Below are 18,971 nucleotides of genomic sequence, written 5' to 3' on the forward strand. Positions count from 1 at the left end.
GGGGGCCGGCCCCCCCCCCCCCCGTGGGCCCCCCGGCCCCCCCCCCCCCCCGGGGCCCCGCCGGGGGGGCGGGGGGGGGGCGCCGCCCCCGCCCCCGCCCCCCCCCCCCCCTCGGGGCGGTGCGGGTCAGCCCTCCGGAGTGGCCTCCGGGGCGGCCACGGCCTTGCGGACGCGGGTGCGCTTGCGCGGCGCGGGCGCCTCCTCGGCCGGGGCCTCCGGGGTGGTCTCGGCGACGGCCTTCGGCTTGCGGGCGCGGGCCGGCTTCTTCTCGGCCGGGGCCTCGGTGACGGCGGCGGCCTCGACGGCCTCCGCGACCTCGGCGACCTCGGCCTTGGGCTTGCGAGTCCGGGCGCGGGCCGGCTTCTTCTCGGCCGGTGCCTCGGCCGGGGCCTCGGTGACGGCGGCGGCCTCGACGGCCTCCGCGACCTCGGCCTTGGGCTTGCGGGTCCGGGCGCGGGCCGGCTTCTTCTCCGCCGGAGCCTCGGCCGGAGCCTCGGCCGGGGCCTCGGTGACGGCGGCGGCCTCGACGGCCTCCGCCACCTCGGCGACCTCGACGACCTCGGCCTTCGGCTTGCGGGTCCGGGTCCGGCGCGGCTTCTCCTCGGCCACCGGGGCCTCCGAAGCCACCGGCTCGGCCGCGACCACGGCGGCCTCGACCACCGCGGCCGCCTCGGCGACGACCTCGGCCGCGGCCACCGGGGTGACCTCGCCCGAGCCGGCGCCACCGCGCGAACGGCGGCGGCGACGGCGCGGCGCGGCCTCGCCCTCGGCACCCTCGACGGCCGGAGCCGCCTCGGTCACCGTCGCGGCGACCGCCGCCTCGCCCTCGCCGAGCTCCGTACCACGGCGGGTGCGGCGGCGCTCACGGGTGCGGCGCGGCTTCTCCTCCGCCGCCGGGGCCTCGACGGCCGGGCGGCCCGAGCCGGCCCGCCCGCCGCGGGCAGCGCCGGCGCCGCGACCGGTGCGGGCGCCCCGCCCGCCGGTCTCGCCGAGGTCCTCGATCTCCTCCGCGCCGAGCCCGGCCCGGGTGCGCTCCGAACGCGGCAGCACACCCTTGGTGCCCGGCGCGATCTTCAGCAGCTCGTACAGGTGCGGCGAGGTGGAGTAGGTCTCCTCCGGCTCGTTGAACGGCAGGTCCAGCGCCTTGTTGATCAGCTGCCAGCGCGGGATGTCGTCCCAGTCGACCAGGGTGACGGCCGTACCGGAGGCGCCGGCCCGGCCGGTGCGGCCGATCCGGTGCAGGTAGGTCTTCTCGTCCTCGGGGCACTGGTAGTTGACGACGTGGGTGACGCCCTCGACGTCGATGCCGCGGGCGGCCACGTCGGTGCAGACCAGCACGTCGACCTTGCCGTTGCGGAAGGCGCGCAGCGCCTGCTCGCGGGCGCCCTGGCCGAGGTCGCCGTGGACGGCGCCGGCCGCGAAGCCGCGCTGGGTCAGCTGGTCGGAGACGTCGGCGGCGGTGCGCTTGGTGCGGCAGAAGATCATCGCCAGCCCGCGGCCGTCGGCCTGGAGGATGCGCGAGACCATCTCGACCTTGTCGAGCGAGTGGGCACGGAAGATGTGCTGCTCGATGTTGGCGACGGTGGCGCCGGTGTCGTCCGGGGCGGCGGCCCGGATGTGGGTCGGCTGGCTCATGTACCGGCGGGCGAGGTTGATGACCTGGCCCGGCATGGTGGCCGAGAACAGCAGGGTCTGCCGCTTGGCCGGCAGCATGGTGATGATCTTCTCGACGTCGGGCAGGAAGCCCAGGTCGAGCATCTCGTCGGCCTCGTCCAGGACCAGCGCGCGGACCTTGGACAGGTTCAGCTTCTTCTGGCCGGCCAGGTCCAGCAGTCGGCCCGGGGTGCCGACCACGATGTCGACGCCCTTGTTGAGCGCCTCGACCTGCGGCTCGTACGCCCGGCCGCCGTAGACCGCGAGCACGCGGACGTTGCGGACCTTGCCGGCGGTCTGCAGGTCGTTGGTGACCTGGGTGCAGAGCTCGCGGGTCGGAACGACGATCAGCGCCTGCGGGAAGTCCGAGAGCTGGTCCTCGGTGGCCCGGCCGGCGTCCACGTCGGCGCGCACCACGGCGCGCTCGATCAGCGGCAGGCCGAAGCCGAGGGTCTTGCCCGTGCCGGTCTTGGCCTGGCCGATGACGTCGTGGCCGGTCAGCGCGACCGGGAGGGTCATCTCCTGGATGGGGAAGGGATGGACGATGCCGACGGACTCGAGGGCCTCGGCGGTCTCCGGGAGGATCCCCAGGTCCCGGAACGTCGTCTTGATGGGTTCAGCGGTGGTGGACAGGGTGCTGCCTCTTCCGTTTTCGGAGGGGCCGAGAGCGAGCGGCGGGCGGGCAGCCGCGCGGCTGTGTGTACGGGCCTGGTCGGCCCCGAGTACAGCTGAGCGGACGCACAACCGCGCCGGTCCCTGCGGCCGGCCGGTGCGCGCGGCCCGATGGCGGGGCGCGTCGCCGGCGGCGTCGGGGAGAGTTCCCGTGAGGGACCTGCGCGGGACCTCCGCCAGGTGGGCGTGGTCTCGGCGGCCCTCGCTCGGCCACTGATGCGGTGCCAAGGCTTGAAGTCCAAGCCATGGTCGGAGCCGATCGGCTCTCCGACCGGGCATCCGCGTACGTGAGTACCCGTGCCTCCGGTGCGGACACGTCCGGGGGACGCGCTGCCGCTACGGAGCGGGCTCGTGCGGGCCACCGAGACGGCGGTGGCACCGTGCGAGCACGACGGGGCTCCGTACCACCATACAGTCAGGCGACGACTCGAACACGTGACGCGTCTGACACCGCCCCCGCCGACGGGTGCGCGGGGAGCCGATCCGGCAGGTCACCGGGGTGCGTCCGGTGGTGGGGCGCGGGGCCGGGCGGGACTAAGGTGGCGGGTCATGGAGACCCATGGTGAGACGCAGGACGGCGCGCCCGGCTCGATCGGCGACTGGGCCACGTGCTCGGCCGAACCGGCCTACCGCGCGGCGGTGCTCGACCTGCTCGGCGCGCTCGCGTACGGCGAGCTGAGCGCCTTCGAGCGGCTCGCCGAGGACGCCAAGCTGGCGCCCGGCCTCGCCGACAAGGCGGCCCTGGCCCGGATGGCCTCCGCCGAGTTCCAGCACTACCAGCGGCTGCACGACCGGCTCGCCGAGATCGGCGCCGACCCCCAGGAGGCCATGCGCCCCTTTGTCGAGCCGCTGGAGCTGTTCCACCGGATGACGGCGCCCTCGGACTGGCTGGAGGGCCTGGTCAAGGCCTACGTCGGCGACGCCATCGCCACCGACTTCTACCGCGAGGTGGCCGTCCGGCTGGACGACGACACCCGCGACCTGGTCCTCAGCGTCATGTCCGACACCGGCCACGGACAGTTCGCGGTCGACAAGGTCCGCCAGGCCATCGAGGCCGACCCGCGGGCCGGCGGCCGGCTCGCCCTGTGGGGCCGGCGGCTGATGGGGGAGGCGCTCAGCCAGGCCCAGCGGGTCGTCGCCGAGCGGGACGCGCTCTCCAACCTGCTGGTCGGCGGCGTACAGGTGCAGGGCTTCGACCTGGTCGAGGTCGGCAAGATGTTCAACCGGATCACCGAGGCGCACACCCGGCGGATGGCCGCCCTCGGGCTGGCCTCCTGACGCGCCTCAGGCCGGCCGGTGCCGCCGCGGCGCGCGGTGGGCGCCGGCCCGGTGCGGGTGGTGCCGGTGCGCCGGGGCCCGCCCGGCGGCGAGGTCCGGCCGGGCCAGCAGCGAGGTGACCACCCCCGCGGCCAGCGCCGAGAACGCCACCGCGGCCACCGGCTGGCGACCGTCCAGGCAGAAGTGCGCGACCACCCCGCCGAGCAGCGCCGAGGCCAGGGCCGTCCCCACCACCAGCGGGCGGGAGGCCCGGTAGTACCCCGGCAGGCCCAGCAGCGCGGCCGTGGCCGCGGCCAGGCCGACCAGGACGAAGACGAGCGATTCGACCAGCACGGCGGCCTCCCCCGGGGGTACGGGCGTGCGGCACCGGTGCCGCACCTGTCGCCGTACCCAGGCCGACCTGCCCGTACACGCGACGGTGCCCCGCTCCCTGGTGGGAACGGGGCACCGGACGGACCTGCTCGCGGCGGCTCAGGCGGTGCCGAAGCCCACCTTGCGGGCGGCCGACTCGCCGATCTCCACGTACGCCAGGCGCTCGGCCGGGACGATGACGCGACGGCCGTGCTCGTCGGTGAGCGAGAAGAGCTTGGTGGAGCCCTCCAGCGCCTTCGCGACCGCGCTCTGGACCTCATCGGCAGTCTGCGAGCTCTCGATCACGATTTCGCGCGGCGCGTTCTGCACGCCGATCTTGACCTCCACGGCTTCCGTCCCTCCGGGTTGGCAGTCTCCACGCGCGGCGACGGACCGCCTGGGACAAGCGGTCACGGCGACCGCGCCGTACGGCTTCACCATAGAGCACCCGATCACCGCCCAGGCGAAGGTCAGCGGATCGTTCAGCGCTGGGCGGAACCCTCCGGCGGGAGGTCGCCCGGGTGCATCGGGAAGCCCTTGAGCCCCCGCCACGCCAGGCTGGCGACCAGCCGCACCGCCTCGTCGCGCGGGATCTCCAGCCCCTGCGACAGCCAGTACCGGGCGGTGATCTGGGCCAGGCCGCAGACCCCGGCCGCCAGCAGCTTGGACTCCGCCTCCGGCAGGTCGGTGTCCTCCTGGATCACCTGGCTGACCAGCGTCGCGCTCGCCTCGGAGGCCCGCTCCACCCGCTCGCGCACGGCCGGCTCGTTGGTCAGGTCCGACTCGAAGACCAGCCGGAACGCGCCCGACTCGCTGGAGACGTAGTTGAAGTACGCCTCCATCGTCGCGGCCACCCGCAGCTTGTTGTCGGTGGTGGTGCCCAGCGCCTCGCGGGTCGACTCGACCAGGGCGTCGCAGTGCTTGTCGAGCAGCGCCAGGTAGAGCTCCAGCTTCCCGGGGAAGTGCTGGTAGAGCACCGGCTTGCTCACCCCGGCGCGGTCGGCGATGTCGTCCATGGCGGCCGCGTGGTAACCCTGCGCGACGAACACCTCCTGGGCGGCACCGAGCAGTTGTTCACGGCGGGCGCTTCGCGGCAGGCGGGCACCGCGCGGGCGCTCCTGCGCCTCCTGGATGGCCGTCACGGCGCTCCTCACTTCGGGGTTCTTCGGGGCTGGCAAGAGGGCCGATTCTACTTTTCGGTAACCGCGCCCGCCCCTGGCGAAGGCGAGAAAAGCAGTCCGGCCGCTTGTCAGGAGCCCACAATACGGCGCTGACCTCGGCGTCGGCAGTGGTGCGACGAGGGAGGAGGGGAGGGAGGGGACGGGCGGACGGGACGGGGGCCGGGAAGGCCGGACCGCCCCCGCCGCCCCCGACCGGGCCTCACTACCATCGTCCACCATGAGCAGCGCTGAGCAGCAGGTACGTACGGTCGAGGTCCCCGGCGCGGTGCTCGCGGTGCACCGGCCCGCCGAGGCGGGCGGCGCCGACGGGCGCGAGCCCGGACTCTTCGTGCACGGCCTGGGCGGCTCGGCCGGGAACTGGACCGCGCTGATGGACCGGCTCTCCGGCCTCGTCGACGGCGAGGCCGTCGACCTTCCCGGCTTCGGCCGCTCCAGCCCGCCCGCCGACGGCAACCTCAGCCTCTCCGGTCACGTCCGCGCCGTCATCGGCTACCTGGAGGCCGCCGGCCGCGGCCCCGTCCACCTCTTCGGCAACTCGCTCGGCGGGGCCGTCTCGGTCCGGCTCGCGGCGCTGCGCCCCGACCTGGTCCGCAGCCTCACCCTGGTCTCGCCCGCGCTGCCCGAACTGCCCCCGCAGCGCTCCGCCTGGTCCACCGGCCTGCTCGCCCTGCCCGGACTGCCCGCCCTGCTGCGCCGGCTGCCGGCCGGGCGGCGCGACGCCGAGGCGGCCACCGAGGACCTGCTGCGCCTGGTCTACGGCGACCCGGCGGCCCTGAGCCCGACCGCCCGCGCCGAGGCGGTGGCCGAGTACCGGCACCGGATGGCGCAGCCGCACGCGATGCCGGCCCTGGTCGGCTCGGCCCGCGGCATCGTCTCCGCCTACACCGAGCGCGGCGACCAGGCGCTGTGGCGGCAGGCCGAGCAGGTCGCGGCGCCGGTGCTGCTGGTGTACGGGCTGCGCGACAAGCTGGTCGCCTACCGCTCCGCCCGGCGGGCCTGCGCGGCCTTCGCCGACGCCCGGCTGCTGGTGCTGCCCGACTCCGGGCACGTGGCGATGATGGAGCACCCCGACGCGGTCGCCCGGGCCGTGCGCGAGCTGATCGCGGACACCGCCCGCTGAGGCGGCGGGCGGCACCGGAGCGGTACTGGGGCGGTGCCGGGCGGTACCGGAGCGCCGTATAGCGCCCGCTAACGGCCCGGTCAGGTGCGAGGTCACGGCGGTTCACTCGTTCAGGTGGCTGCCAGGCATGTGACCGATGGATCGCCCCGGGCCGGTCCTACCTTTCTGCTGCCGGACCGAACAGGTGTGGGGGAGGACCGCTGACGCCGGAGCACCCGGCGCACGGCCCGAGCAAGCGTCCCGGCGTACGGCCCCGCGGCTCCCGTGGCCCCCGCCCAGGGGGCGTCCCAGCGGTGCGGGGGGCGGTCGGCGCTGACTGAGGCTGCCGTCACCGCCCCCGCTCCGAGGCAGAAGGAGGACTCCCGTGCGCGTCGCGCTGCTCACCGAGGGTGCCCGTCCGCATCCCGACCGTGGTGCCGGGGCCTGGTGCGAGCGGCTGGCCGAGGGCCTGCCGGAGCACGAGTTCGAGCTGTACCTGCTCACCGGCCCGGACGGCCCCGGCCCCGGCGCCCGGCCCTCGCCCGCCTGGCACGGCGCCCACCACCTCGCGCTGTGGGGCCGCCGGCCGCGCGGCCGGGCCCCCGGGGCGCTGCGCAGACGCCAGTACGCCCGGGCGTACGAGGAGCTGGTGCGGGCGCTGGTGCTGCCGGGGGCGCGGGCCGGCTTCGGGGCCGGGCTGTACCGGCTGGCGGCGCTGGCCCGGGAGGACGGCGGCACCCTCCCCGCCTTCCTCGCCTCCGCCCACGCCCGCCGGGTGCTGGAGCGCACCTGGCGGCTGCCCGGCGCGAACACCTCGGCCGGACAGCCGCTGGTCCGCGACGTGCTGGTCGCCGCCGACCTGCTGGAGCAGTGCCTGCGCCCGCTCTCCGCGCCCTGGTACGGCACCGGCCCCGGCGGCCTCGGCACCGCCGACCTGTGCCACGTGGTCGGCGGCGGCCCGGCCGCGCTCCCCGCCCTGGTCGCCCGGCAGCTGCACGGGGTGCCCTTCGTGGTCACCGAGCACGGCCTGCACCTGCGCGAGCAGTACCTCGGCTACCGCGAGGCGCCGTACCGGTGGCCGGTCCGGGCGCTGCTGCTGTCCTTCTTCCGGGCGCTCACCGAGGAGACCTACCGGCAGGCCGCGATACTCACCCCGGGCAGCGCCCACGACCAGCAGTGGCAGCGCCGCTGCGGGGCCGATCCGGCGCGCACCCGGGTCGTCTACGAGGGCACCCCGGCGGTGGACCGCCCGGCGGCCGGGCCGGAGCCGGAGCGGCCCACCCTGGTCTGGGCGGGCCCGCTGGAGCCGGGGCGGGACGCCGAACTGGCGCTGCATGCCTTCGCCCGGGTCCGCGCCGAACTGCCCGCGGCCCGGCTGGTGCTGTACGGCGAGGAGGCGGCCCCCGGCTACCGGGCGCACTGCGCGGCCGTCGCCGAACGGCTCGGGGTGAGCGCGGCGGTGCACTTCGCCGGCCGGCCCGGCTCGCTCGCCGAGGCCTGGCAGGGCGGCACGGTGGCGGTCTTCTCCGCGCTCTCCCAGCGCAGCCCCCGGCTGCTCGCCGACGCCATGCTCAGCGGCCGAGCGGTGGTCTCCACCGACGTCGGGGTGGCCCGCGAGGTGGTCGGCCCGACCGGGCTGCTGGTGCCCGCCCGCGACCCGCGCGCCCTGGCCGGGGCCTGCCTGGCGCTGCTGCGCGACGAGGAGCGGCGCTCCCGGCTCGGCCTGGCGGGGCGGCTGCGGGCGCAGGAACGCTTCGCCGTCGAACCGGTGACCGGCGCCTTCCGGGAGATCTACCTGGAGCTGGTCTCGCAGTACCCCGCCTTCCCCGAGGGCGGTGGCGCGGGCCACGGCGGCCGGGCGCCGCGCCCGTTCGCGCGCCCCGCCGAGTACTGGCTCAGCGACGGCCCGGCCGGCGGCCCCGTTGGCGGCCGGGCCGAGCACGGGGACGAGCACCGGGACGGGCCCGGGGACGAGCACGGGGACGAGGACCGGGACGAGCAGCGGGAGGACGGCCGGGAGGACGGCGCCGCCGCCCCCGGGCCGTACGCCGAGCACGCGGACGGGGCGCCCGCGCCGGGACCGCGCCGCCGAGCCGGGCAGCTCGCCGCCCTGACGGTCCTCGCCGAACCGCCGGCCCGCCCCGACCAGGCCCGCTCCGACCCGGCGCGAATCGACCAGGCCCGCCCCGACCCGGCGCGCCCCGTCGGCCCCGCCCTCGCGGAGGCCGTCTGATGTCCGGCCCCGCGGTCAGCGCCGACCCGGTGCGCGAGCTGATGGCCGAGCACCGGGACCTGTGCGAGCGCGCCGTCGACCCGCTGGAGATCGCCGCCGGGCTGGAGGAGGCCGGGCTCGGCCCGGACGCCGCGGCGCGCTGCCGGCACGCCGACCTGTTCTCGCTGGCCGAGGAGCTGTACGCCCGGGTGCCCCGGCGGCCGCCGCCGCCCGAGCCGCCCGAACCGCGGCGCTGCGCGGCCGCCACCCGGGCGGCGCTGACCGCCGCCGCGTTGGCCGCGTTGCCCTGCGCCGCGGTGGCCGGGTTCGGCGCCCGCTGGCCGGTGCTGCTGCCCGCCGCCGTCCCGCTGGTGCTGCTGCCCGTGCTGACCGGAACCGCCCCGGCCGAGCCCGCCCCGCCGCCGTGCGGCCCGCCCTGCCCGGCGGAGCTCGGCCCGGTCCGCACCCCGCCCCCGCCCGCCGGCTCCCGGCCGCGCCCCGCCGCGCTCGGCCACGGGCTGGGCCTGGCCGCGCTGCTGCTGCTCCCGCTGGCGGCGCCGGGCCCGGACCGGCCGCTGGCCGCCGCCCTGGTGCTGGCCGCCGCGGTGTCGGCGGGCTCGGCGGAGCGGGCGGCCCGCTGGTACCGGCAGGTCGGCCGGGGGCACCTGGGGGCCGCCCGCACCCTGGCCGAGTTCCGGGCCCGGATGCGCCCGGTGCTGCCGGTCGCGGTCGCGCTGCACCTGGCCGTGCTCGCGGTGCTCAGCTACGCCGCGCTGGCCGTCCTCGCGGTGGTCGCGCCGCGCCCCGGGCCCGGCCACGGCGGCGGCCTGCTGCACCTGGCCGCCGAGCGGGCCGGCCCCGCGGCCTGGGCGGCGCAGGGCGTGCTGGGCCTGCTGCTGGTGCTGCCCGCGCTGCTGGCGCGCTGCGGCCGGACCACGGCCGCCGCGCTGGGCGCCCTGGCCGGACCCGTCGCGACGGCGGTGCCGCTCGCGCTGGGCCGCTCCTGGCCGTCGGCCGTCCTGCTGGGCGGCGGCGCGGTCGCGGTGGTGCTGCTGGCCCACGGCTGGGCGCTGCTCGGTCGGGCCGGCGCGCACCGCTGAGCCCTCCCGTCCGACCCCGTCCGACTCCGTCCGACTCGTAGGACCCCGTCCGACCCGTAAGACCGTCAGACCCGTCAGATCTCGTTCGCTGTTTTTCAGTCCGCCAGGTCGTCCCCGACCTCGCTTCGTGGAAGGACGCCCCCGATGAGGGTGCTGCTGCTGGGCGCCGACGGCTTCATCGGCCGCCGGGTGACCGATCGTCTGCTGATGGACCAGGAGTTGCAGGTGACGGTGCTCGGCCGGCGCGACTCGGCCGACATCCGCTTCGACCTGACCACCGGGAGCCCGGGCGCGCTGGCCCGCTTCCTGGACGCGGTCGCGCCGCAGGTGGTGATCAACTGCGCGGGTGCCACCTACGGCAGCTCGCGGACCCTGATCCGGTCGAACACGCTGGCCGTCGCGACCGTCTGCGAGGCGATCCGGCGCAGCCGGGAGCCGGCCCGGCTGGTGCACGTCGGCTCGGCCGCCGAGTACGGGCCGGTGCCCGGCGGGGTGCCGGTGTCCGAGCAGGCCGAGCCGCGGCCGGTCGGCCCGTACGGGGTCTCCAAGCTGGCCGGGACGGAGCTGGTGCTGGCCTCGGGGCTGGACGCGGCGGTGCTGCGGGTGTTCGACGTGGTGGGCCCGGGGGCGCCGACCGCCTCGCTGTTCGGGCGGCTCGCCGAGGGGCTGCGGCGGGCGCTGGAGCGGGACGAGAACCAGGTGCGGATGCCGGACCTGTCCGGATACCGGGATTTCGTGGACGTACGGGACGTCGCCCGGGCGATCCAGGCGGCGGCGGTCTCGGCCGCCACCGGGGTGATCAACGTGGGCAGCGGGCACGCCGTGCGGGCCCGGGACGCGGCCCAGCTGCTGGTCCGGGCGTCGGGCTTCGAGGGGTCGATCGTGGAGGAGAACCGGCAGGTCCTGCTGCCCGCGCAGGCCGCCGGGCCGGTCGGCGACCACCTGCCGGGCCACGGCCACCACTCGCCCGGGCCGTACCTGCCGGGCCACCGGGCGGAGGGGCAGCGGCCGGAGGGCCGGCCCGCTCCGGGGGAGCCGGTGCCGTGGCGGCAGGCGGACGTGCGGACCGCCCGGGACCGTCTCGGCTGGCGGACACAGGTGCCGCTGGAGGAGTCGCTGGGGGACGTCTGGCTGGAGACGGCCTGTCGGGTGTGAGCGCGGCGCGGGGGCGCCCCGGGCCCGCAACCACGGGCCCGGGGCGCTCCGGGGCGTCCGGCGGGCGGTTCCACGATCCGGCGCGGCCCGTCTCGCCCATCGGACGGGCTGTCTCGGAATACCGGTGGGGCATGACACTGTTGGCCTAGAGAGCCACCTGAGTGGCGGTGCAACAACCCCGTCCGAGGCTGGCCCCGGCCGCCTGAACAAGAGACCCATCGGAGTCCCCGTGTCGTTGCCACCCCTGGTCGAGCCGGCCGACGAGCTCACCGTCGACGAGGTCCGCAGGTACTCCCGCCACCTGATCATCCCGGACGTCGGGATGGCCGGGCAGAAGCGGTTGAAGAACGCCAAGGTGCTCTGCGTCGGCGCCGGCGGCCTCGGTTCGCCCGCCCTGATGTACCTGGCCGCCGCCGGTGTCGGCACGCTGGGCATCGTCGAGTTCGACGTGGTCGACGAGTCGAACCTGCAGCGCCAGATCATCCACGGCCAGGCCGACATCGGCCGCTCCAAGGCGGAGTCCGCGCGCGACTCGGTGCGGCAGATCAACCCGTACGTCGAGGTGGTCCTGCACGAGGAGCGTCTCGACAACTCCAACGTGATGGAGATCTTCGCCGGCTACGACCTGATCGTGGACGGCACCGACAACTTCGCCACCCGCTACCTGGTGAACGACGCCGCGGTGCTGCTCGGCAAGCCGTACGTGTGGGGCTCGATCTACCGCTTCGACGGCCAGGCCAGCGTGTTCTGGGCCGAGCACGGCCCCTGCTACCGCTGCCTCTACCCGGAGGCCCCGCCGCCGGGCATGGTCCCGTCCTGCGCCGAGGGCGGCGTGCTGGGCGTGCTCTGCGCGTCCATCGGCTCGATCCAGGTGAACGAGGCGATCAAGCTGCTGGCCGGGATCGGCGACCCGCTGGTCGGCCGGCTGATGATCTACGACGCCCTGGAGATGAACTACCGCCAGGTGAAGGTCCGCAAGGACCCGAACTGCGCGGTCTGCGGCGAGAACCCGACGGTCACCGAGCTGATCGACTACGAGGCCTTCTGCGGCGTCGTGTCGGAGGAGGCGCAGGCCGCCGCCGCCGGTTCGACCGTCACCTCGAAGCAGCTCAAGCAGTGGCAGGACGACAAGGAGGACATCTACCTCATCGACGTCCGCGAGCCCGGTGAGTACGAGATCGTCAACATCCCCGGCGCGGTGCTGATCCCGAAGAACGAGTTCCTCATGGGCGACGCCCTGGAGAAGCTGCCGCAGGACCGCAAGATCGTGCTGCACTGCAAGTCGGGTGTGCGCTCGGCCGAGGTGCTGGCCGTGGTCAAGGCCGCGGGCTTCGCCAACGCCGTCCACCTGGGCGGCGGCGTGCTCGGCTGGGTGAACCAGATCGAGCCGCACAAGCCGGTCTACTAGGCCGACGTACGGCCGTACATCCGGCTGTACGGCCGGGCGTACGACTCAGGGCCCCACCGCTCGGCGGTGGGGCCCTTCGTCGGCTCCGCGCGCCGCGCTCAGAGCGCGTGCTTGCGCTGCAGCACGTTGTAGGCGATCCAGCCCGGCAGCACCGGCAGCCAGAAGGTGAGCGCCCGGTAGAGGAACACCGCCGGGGTGGCGACCGCGGGGGAGACGTCCGCGACGGTCAGGGCGCCGATCAGGGCCACCTCGACCGGGCCGATGCCGCCCGGGGTGGGGATCGCCGAGCCGGCCGCGTTGGCGGTGAGGAAGACCACCGCGACGGCCGAGAAGCTGATGTCGCCGCCGAAGGCCTGCACCGAGAAGTCCAGGCAGGCGGTGAAGGACAGGGTCAGCAGCAGGATGCCGCCGAAGCCGGTGATCAGCTTGCTGGGCGTCTGCATCAGGTCGAGCATGCGCGGCACCACGCCGAAGAACAGCGAGCGCAGCCGGCCCAGCACGAAGCGGCGCAGCGGCGCGACCGCGGCCACCACCAGGGCGAGCACGGCGGCGGTCAGCACCCCGATGATCACCGCCCGGGAGGCGGAGAGGTCGCCGTTGGTCTGGCTGCCGGTGATCAGGCCGAAGCTGAACAGCAGCAGCAGGTGCCCGGCCAGGCCCGCCAGCTGGGAGGCGCCGACCGAGGCGACCGCCTGGCCCGGGCGGATCCCGGCCTTCTGCAGGTAGCGGGTGTTGAGCGCGATGCCGCCGATCGCCGCCGGGGCGACCAGCTTCACGAAGGAGCCGGCCAGCTGGGCCGCGACGGTGCGCCGGAACGGCAGCCGCTCGGGCACGAAGCCGGTCAGGCTCATCGCGGCGGCGACGTAGCTGAACGCGGCCGCCAGCAGGGCCGCCGCCGCCCACGCCCAGTTCATCTGGGAGAGCTTGAGCTGGGCCGGCTTGATGGTGGTCAGCGCCAGGTAGGCGGCGAAGGTGAGCGCGATCACCATGATCAGGCTCTTCGGCTTGAGCCGCTCCAGCTTGGCCGGCTCCATCGGCGCCTCGGGGGCGATCTGCAGGATCTGGCCGCGGATGCGGCTGAGCAGGTCCTCGCCGGCCGCCGCGATGTCCTCCTCGGCCTGCTGCTGGGTGCGCTCGCCGGCCGCGACCTGCTCCAGGGCCCTGGCCCGGGCGGCGGCCTTGCGCTCCTTGGTGAGCCTGGCGAGGTCGATCCGGGTGGAGCGGCTCATCCCGACCGGCTGGAGCAGCGGCAGCGCCTGGGCGACCCGGTCCGCGCCGAGCACCGCGTTGGCGGTGGCGACGGCCCGCTCGGGGCCGATCCGCAGCGCGAAGGTGGTGAGCAGCTGGGCGACGTCGATGCGCAGGGTCAGGTCGGTGGCGGCGATGTCGCCGCCGGAGAGGTTGACCAGGCAGGCCGTCTTGTCGTCCACCACGAGCAGCGACTCGCCGGTCAGCCGGCGGTGGGCGATCCGGCGCTCGTGCAGGGCCGCCACCGACTGCCACAGCGAGGCCATCACCAGGTCGGTGACCTCCTCGTCGGCGAGCTCGTCCAGGGTGCGGCCCTCGACGTTCTCGTACACCAGGATCGCGGCGTCCGGGCCCAGCTCGGAGGTGGCCACCAGCTGCGGCGCGCGGGCGCCCGAGGCGGCCGCCGCGTACGCGATCAGGGCCTCCTGCTCCAGCGCCTGGCGCAGCGACTGGGGGCTGCGGCGCACCGCCACCGAGCGCAGCCGCAGCCGGCGCCAGGCCCGGTAGAAGAAGCCGGAGGCCTGCTGCTCGCGGTCGATGATGTGGACGTCCAGCGGCGGGCCGTCCTGCTGGGTGACGTAGTAGCGGCGGGTGCCGCCGGGGGCGTCCGGGGCGCGGTGGGCGCCGTCCGGGGTGAAGCCGACCTTGCGCAGGCCGATCATCAGGTGCTGGCCGGTGGGCCGGATGTTGGGGGAGCCGATCGCGTACAGGGTGCCGTAGGCGACGGACCAGCCGATCAGCACGGTGAGCATCAGCGACAGCGGGGTGGTGTAGTCGCCGAGCAGCTCGGTGACCCCGCTGAAGATCACCACCACCCACAGGGCCACCCGCCAGCGCGGTCTGCTCGTCATGCCGACGGCGGTCATGTAGGCGATCACCGGGGCGAGGTAGCCGTGCACCGGGTCGGTGAGGGTGTTGTGGCTGTCCATCGGCAGCCGGGTCAGCGCGGTGCGGATGTGCTCGGAGGCGCCCTCGGCCACCCACCAGTCGATGCCCAGCGAGACGCCGTACGCGAGCACCGAGGCGAGCACGCCGTCGGCGACCCGCAGGCCGTCGCGTTTGATCAGCCGCTCGACCGCGAAGGCCAGCGGCACGGCGAGCACCGCGACGCTGGAGACCAGGCCGGTGATGGTGGACAGCACCGCGGAGAAGTGCGGCGCGTTGGTGGCGATGTCCTGCTCGATGCCGGTGGTCGTCGAGGTGGCGATGCCGGCCAGGACGAAGACGGCGACTATCCCGAAGACCCCGGCCAGGAAGCGGATCAGGTCGGACGGGCGGTGCGCGCGGGCGGCGAGCAGCGGCTCGTCGACGTCCAGGTGCGGGGCGTCGTCCAGTGGGTCGTGGTGCTCGGTCCGCGGGGCCGGCGGGGCCGGGGCGGGGACGGGCGGGGCCGGGGCGGGCGGCTCCGCCGGAGCCTCGGGGGCCTTCTCGGGCGTGGGGGTCTTGATCGTCAGGTCCTTGATCAGGGAGACTTCCGGGGTCGGCCCGGGAACGGGCCGCCCATCGGACTCGTCACCGGGCGCCGGGGGCACGACGGAGCCGGACTCGTCGGAGTCCTTGTCCACGCCCACGTCAGCCGTCCCGGTCATCTGGTCTTGTCCTCGTATCACCACTCACCGCCCCGAAGATGGTGGCATGCCCCGACCTCCCGTGCTGGACAGGGGCCGGATCGGGCGCGGCGGGTCGTTCGTACGGGGCCGCGCGCGCGTCCCTGTAAGGAAGAATGCCGCAGGTGACGGACGTAACAGACGACGGCGTCCCGGACGCCCTACCACCGTTCGCCGAACTGGTGCTCGACCTGACCGAGCGGATTCCACCCGGCCGGGTGATGACCTACGGCGACGTCGCCGAGTACCTCGGCCAGGGCGGCCCCCGGCAGGTCGGCCGGGTGATGGCCCTGTACGGCGGCTCGGTGCCCTGGTGGCGGGTGATCCGCGCCGACGGCCGACTGCTGCCCGGCCACGAGCACCGCGCCCTCGCCCACTACGGAGAGGAGGGCACCCCGCTGCGCGAACTCGCCGACCCGCCCCGGGTCGACCTCCGGCGGGCCCGCTGGGACGGCGGGGAGAATTCACCGGATCCCGCGCGCGGCCGGGATTGACGGGGCAGGATCGTAGGCTCGATGCGGGCGGGCCCTCCGCGATCCCTCGGCGGGCCCGCCCCGGCCACGCCCTTCCGTACAACCCCAGGACCCGTTCGTGAGTTCGCCCTACCGGCTCGTGCGCAACCCGCTCGTCCAGCCCGACCCGCCCGTGCTGGACGCCTACCAGCGCGCCGTGGTCGAGCACGCCGGCGGCCCGCTGCTCGTCCTCGCCGGACCGGGCACCGGCAAGACCACCACCCTGGTCGAGGCGGTCGCCCGGCGGATCCAGGACGGCACCGACCCCGAGAAGATCCTCGTCCTCACCTTCAGCCGCAAGGCCGCCGTCGAACTGCGCGACCGGATGTCCGGCCGGCTCGGCTCCACCGCCGCCGCCCCGCAGGCCACCACCTTCCACTCCTTCTGCTACGCCCTGCTGCGCGCCCACCAGGACCCGGAGGAGTACGCCGAACCACTGCGGCTGCTGTCCGGCCCCGAACAGGACGTCATGGTCCGCGAACTGCTGGCCGGCGGCGCCGAGGACGCCCGCGACGGCCGCAGCCGGATCGCCTGGCCGCTCGACCTGCGCGCCTGCCTGACCACCCGCGGCTTCGCCGACGAAGTCCGCGCCGTGCTCGCCCGCAGCCGCGAACTCGGCCTCGGCGAGGCCGAACTCGAACGCTTCGCCCAGGGCGTCCAGCGCCCCGACTGGGCCGCCGCCGCACACTTCCTCGCCGACTACCTCGACGTGCTCGACCTGCGCGGCGTCCTCGACTACGCCGAACTCGTCCACCGCGCCGTGCTGCTCGCCGAACGCCCCGAGATCGGCGAGGACCTGCGCCGCCGCTACGAGGTCGTCTACGTCGACGAGTACCAGGACACCGACCCCTCCCAGGTCCGGCTGCTGCGCCAGCTCGCCGGCGGCGGCCGCGACCTGGTCGCCGTCGGCGACCCCGACCAGTCGATCTACGCCTTCCGCGGCGCCGACATCAACGGCATCCTCGACTTCCCGCAGGCCTTCCGCCGCGCCGACGGCACCCCCGCCGAGGTCAAGGTGCTGCGGGTCTCCCGCCGCTCCGGCGCCGTCCTGCTCGCCGCCTCCCGCGAACTCGCCCGCCGGATGCCGATGGGCCGGCTGCCCGCCGACAAACTCGCCCAGCACCGCGCCCTGCTGCCCTCCCGCGAGGGCGGCCGGGTCGAGGTGTACACCTACCCCACCCCCGGCGCCGAGCTCGACTCGATCGCCGACCTGCTGCGCCGCGCCCACCTGGAGGACGGCGTGCCCTGGGGCGAGATGGCCGTGCTGGTCCGGGCCGGCGCGCGCTCCATCCCCGGGGTGCGGCGGGCCCTCGGCGCGGCCGGCGTCCCGCTGGAGATCGACGGCGACGACCTGCCGCTGCGCGAGGAACCCGCCGTCGCCCAGCTGCTGCTCGCCCTGCGGGTCTGCGCCGAGCAGGCCGCCCGCGACAAGCAGGCCCTCCTCGACACCCCCGGCCCGCACGCCCCCGGCCCGCACGCCGCCGGCCCGCACGCCGCCGACCCGCTCACCGAGGAGCTGGCCCACGCCCTGCTCACCGGCCCGCTCGGCGGCCTCGACGGCTCCGACCTGCGCCGCCTCGGCCGCGCCCTGCGCGAGGAGGAGCGCGCCGCCCTGCGCGCCGACGGCCTCCCCCACGTCGCCCCGCGCCCGGCCGGCGTACTGATCCGGGAGGCCCTCGCCGAACCCGAGCGGCTGGTCGCCCTCGACCCGGCCACCGCCCGCCGCGCCCGCGACCTCGGCACCCTGCTGCGCAAGGTCCGCGAACTGCTGGCCGGCGGCTGCACCGCCGAGGAGGCCCTGTGGGAGCTGTGGGACGGCAGCCGCCGCTGGCGCGAACGCCTGGAGCGCGCCGCCCTGCGCGGCGGCGCCGCCGGCCGCAACGCCGACCGCGACCTGGACGCGCTGTGCGCCCTGTTCGAGACCGCCGCCCGCGCCGAGGAGCAGGTCACCGGCCACCGCAGCGCCCTCGACCTGCTCGCCGAACTCGAAGCCCAGGACATCGCCGCCGACACCCTCACCGTCCGCACCGTCCGCCCCGAGGCGGTGCGGCTGATGACCGCCCACCGCTCCAAGGGCCTGGAGTGGCGCCTGGTCGTCGTCGCCGGCGTCCAGGACGGCCTCTGGCCCGACCTGCGCCGCCGCGGCTCCCTCCTGGAGGCCGACCGGATCGGCCGCGACGGCCTCGCCGAACCGCTCTCCCCGGCCGCCCTGCTCGGCGAGGAACGCCGGCTCTTCTACGTCGCCGCCACCCGCGCCAAGGAACGGCTGATCGTCACCGCCGTCAAGGCGCCCGCCGACGACGGCGACGAACCCTCCCGCTTCCTGCGCGAGCTCTACCGCGAGGACGTCGACCCGCGCACCGGCAAGGTGGTGCGCCGCACCCCGCCGGTCACCGTCGAGGACGTCACCCACCGCCCGCGCCGCCCGCTCTCGGTGGCCGCCCTGGTCGCCGAACTGCGCGCCGTCACCGTCGACCCCACCCGCTCGCCGGAACTGCGCCGCGCCGCCGCCGAACGCCTCGCCACCCTGGCCGCCGCCACCGACGAGGACGGGCTGCCGCTGGTGCCCGCCGCCCACCCCGACCGCTGGTGGGGCCTGGACGACGCCACCACCGCCCCCGAGCCGCTGCGCAGCGCCGACGCGCCCGTCCGGCTGTCCGGCAGCGGCCTGGAGCAGCTGGAGAACTGCTCGCTGCAGTGGTTCCTCGACAAGGAGGTCAAGGCCCGCGCCCCCGGCACCGCAGCCCAGGGCTTCGGCAACGTGGTGCACGCCCTCGCCGACGAGGTCGGCTCCGGCCGCACCCCCGCCGACCTCGCCGTCCTGATGGCCCGCCTGGACACCGTCTGGGACGCCCTCGCCTTCGACGCCCCCTGGAAGTCCCAGCAGGAGAAGGGCGAGGCCCGCACCGCCCTGGAGCGCTTCCTCAACTGGCACGTCCTGGAGCGCGGCCGCGACCTGGTCGCCACCGAGCACGGCTTCGACGTCACCCTCGACGTCGGCGGCGTCTCGGTGCGCATCCGCGGCTCGATGGACCGGGTCGAGAAGGACCACGCCGGACGCGCCTACGTGGTCGACTTCAAGACCGGCAAGCAGATCCCCACCGACAAGTCGCTGCCCGAGCACAAGCAGCTCGCCGTCTACCAGCTGGCCGTCCGGGCCGGCGCCCTCAACGAGTTGCCCGGCTTCACCGAGCACCCCCCGGCCACCGGCGGCGCCGAGCTCGTCCACCTGCGCGAGGCCGCCGCCAAGGCGGACCCGGACGCCCCCAAGGTGCAGCGGCAGGAGCCGCCCGAGGGCGAGCCGTGGATCGAGAACCTGCTCGCCGAGGCCGCCGGCAAGGTCCTCGCCGAACGCTTCGTCCCGCAGACCGGCGGCGGCTGCGACCGCTGCTCCTTCCGCCGCAGCTGCTCCGCCCAGCGGGACGGGGCGCAGCTCGTCGAGTAGCGGCTCTGCGCGCGGCTCGGTGAGGGGGGCTCGGCGCAGGTGGGGCGGGC

At 75.8% G+C, this 18,971-nt stretch carries 13 protein-coding genes; 8 read left to right on the forward strand and 5 right to left on the reverse strand.

Annotated elements, in window-relative coordinates:
- Positions 1–126 precede the first annotated feature (126 nt).
- On the reverse strand, positions 127–2,172 hold the full coding sequence (locus AB0F71_RS36795; protein WP_360244572.1) for a DEAD/DEAH box helicase: 2,046 nt from the start codon (positions 2,170–2,172) through the stop codon (positions 127–129).
- Positions 2,173–2,874: 702 nt separating this feature from the next.
- On the opposite strand from AB0F71_RS36795, the gene AB0F71_RS36800 reads away from it, so the two are divergent.
- Positions 2,875–3,603 carry a ferritin-like fold-containing protein gene (locus tag AB0F71_RS36800; RefSeq protein WP_360244575.1) on the forward strand — a complete coding sequence of 243 codons (729 nt, stop codon included), beginning with the start codon at positions 2,875–2,877 and terminating at the stop codon, positions 3,601–3,603.
- Positions 3,604–3,609: 6 nt separating this feature from the next.
- On the opposite strand, the gene AB0F71_RS36805 is transcribed toward AB0F71_RS36800, so the two are convergent.
- The 3 genes from AB0F71_RS36805 to AB0F71_RS36815 form a co-directional block, all read right to left on the reverse strand.
- Complete coding sequence (locus tag AB0F71_RS36805) at positions 3,610–3,936, reverse strand: hypothetical protein (protein WP_360244578.1); 327 nt, start codon at positions 3,934–3,936, stop codon at positions 3,610–3,612.
- Positions 3,937–4,074: 138 nt separating this feature from the next.
- Positions 4,075–4,302, reverse strand: coding sequence for a DUF3107 domain-containing protein (locus AB0F71_RS36810; RefSeq protein WP_360244581.1), 228 nt, complete (start codon positions 4,300–4,302; stop codon positions 4,075–4,077).
- A gap of 134 nt (positions 4,303–4,436) precedes the next feature.
- Positions 4,437–5,096 carry a TetR/AcrR family transcriptional regulator gene (locus AB0F71_RS36815; protein WP_360244584.1) on the reverse strand — a complete coding sequence of 220 codons (660 nt, stop codon included), beginning with the start codon at positions 5,094–5,096 and terminating at the stop codon, positions 4,437–4,439.
- A gap of 256 nt (positions 5,097–5,352) precedes the next feature.
- Between AB0F71_RS36815 and AB0F71_RS36820 the strand changes: the two genes are divergently transcribed.
- The 5 genes from AB0F71_RS36820 (at position 5,353) to moeZ (ending at position 12,109) form a co-directional block, all read left to right on the forward strand.
- Positions 5,353–6,255: an alpha/beta hydrolase gene (locus tag AB0F71_RS36820; protein WP_360244586.1), complete on the forward strand. Its 903-nt coding sequence runs from the start codon at positions 5,353–5,355 to the stop codon at positions 6,253–6,255.
- A gap of 364 nt (positions 6,256–6,619) precedes the next feature.
- Complete coding sequence (locus AB0F71_RS36825) at positions 6,620–8,467, forward strand: DUF3492 domain-containing protein (protein ID WP_360244589.1); 1,848 nt, start codon at positions 6,620–6,622, stop codon at positions 8,465–8,467.
- Positions 8,467–9,546 (forward strand): hypothetical protein, encoded by a 1,080-nt coding sequence (locus AB0F71_RS36830; RefSeq protein ID WP_360244592.1) that lies wholly within the window; start codon positions 8,467–8,469, stop codon positions 9,544–9,546. Before AB0F71_RS36825 ends, AB0F71_RS36830 begins: the two co-directional genes overlap by 1 nt.
- A gap of 144 nt (positions 9,547–9,690) precedes the next feature.
- On the forward strand, positions 9,691–10,701 hold the full coding sequence (locus AB0F71_RS36835; protein WP_360244595.1) for an NAD-dependent epimerase/dehydratase family protein: 1,011 nt from the start codon (positions 9,691–9,693) through the stop codon (positions 10,699–10,701).
- A gap of 229 nt (positions 10,702–10,930) precedes the next feature.
- A complete protein-coding gene (gene moeZ / locus AB0F71_RS36840; RefSeq protein WP_360244598.1) occupies positions 10,931–12,109 on the forward strand; it encodes an adenylyltransferase/sulfurtransferase MoeZ in 1,179 nt (392 codons plus the stop codon).
- Positions 12,110–12,207: 98 nt separating this feature from the next.
- On the opposite strand, the gene AB0F71_RS36845 is transcribed toward moeZ, so the two are convergent.
- Positions 12,208–14,946, reverse strand: a complete 2,739-nt coding sequence (locus AB0F71_RS36845; protein WP_360244601.1) for a lysylphosphatidylglycerol synthase transmembrane domain-containing protein — start codon at positions 14,944–14,946, stop codon at positions 12,208–12,210.
- Positions 14,947–15,089: 143 nt separating this feature from the next.
- Between AB0F71_RS36845 and AB0F71_RS36850 the strand changes: the two genes are divergently transcribed.
- Both AB0F71_RS36850 and AB0F71_RS36855 read left to right on the forward strand, forming a co-directional pair.
- A complete protein-coding gene (locus AB0F71_RS36850) occupies positions 15,090–15,458 on the forward strand; it encodes an MGMT family protein (RefSeq protein ID WP_360244604.1) in 369 nt (122 codons plus the stop codon).
- Between the two features lie 97 nt (positions 15,459–15,555).
- Positions 15,556–18,921: an ATP-dependent DNA helicase gene (locus AB0F71_RS36855; protein ID WP_360244607.1), complete on the forward strand. Its 3,366-nt coding sequence runs from the start codon at positions 15,556–15,558 to the stop codon at positions 18,919–18,921.
- Positions 18,922–18,971: the final 50 nt, after the last annotated feature.

This window comes from Kitasatospora sp. NPDC028055 (genome assembly GCF_040637885.1).
In the GTDB taxonomy this organism is placed as follows: Bacteria; Actinomycetota; Actinomycetes; order Streptomycetales; family Streptomycetaceae; genus Kitasatospora.

What these genes read in the sequence shown, in the direction of transcription:
- AB0F71_RS36795 (WP_360244572.1), bottom strand. Translation starts at nt 2,172, where the DNA reads ATGACCCTCCCGGTCGCGCTGACCGGCCACGACGTCATCGGCCAGGCC.
- AB0F71_RS36800 (WP_360244575.1), top strand. Translation starts at nt 2,875, where the DNA reads ATGGAGACCCATGGTGAGACGCAGGACGGCGCGCCCGGCTCGATCGGC.
- AB0F71_RS36820 (WP_360244586.1), top strand. Translation starts at nt 5,353, where the DNA reads ATGAGCAGCGCTGAGCAGCAGGTACGTACGGTCGAGGTCCCCGGCGCG.
- AB0F71_RS36830 (WP_360244592.1), top strand. Translation starts at nt 8,467, where the DNA reads ATGTCCGGCCCCGCGGTCAGCGCCGACCCGGTGCGCGAGCTGATGGCC.
- AB0F71_RS36835 (WP_360244595.1), top strand. Translation starts at nt 9,691, where the DNA reads ATGAGGGTGCTGCTGCTGGGCGCCGACGGCTTCATCGGCCGCCGGGTG.
- AB0F71_RS36845 (WP_360244601.1), bottom strand. Translation starts at nt 14,946, where the DNA reads ATGACCGGGACGGCTGACGTGGGCGTGGACAAGGACTCCGACGAGTCC.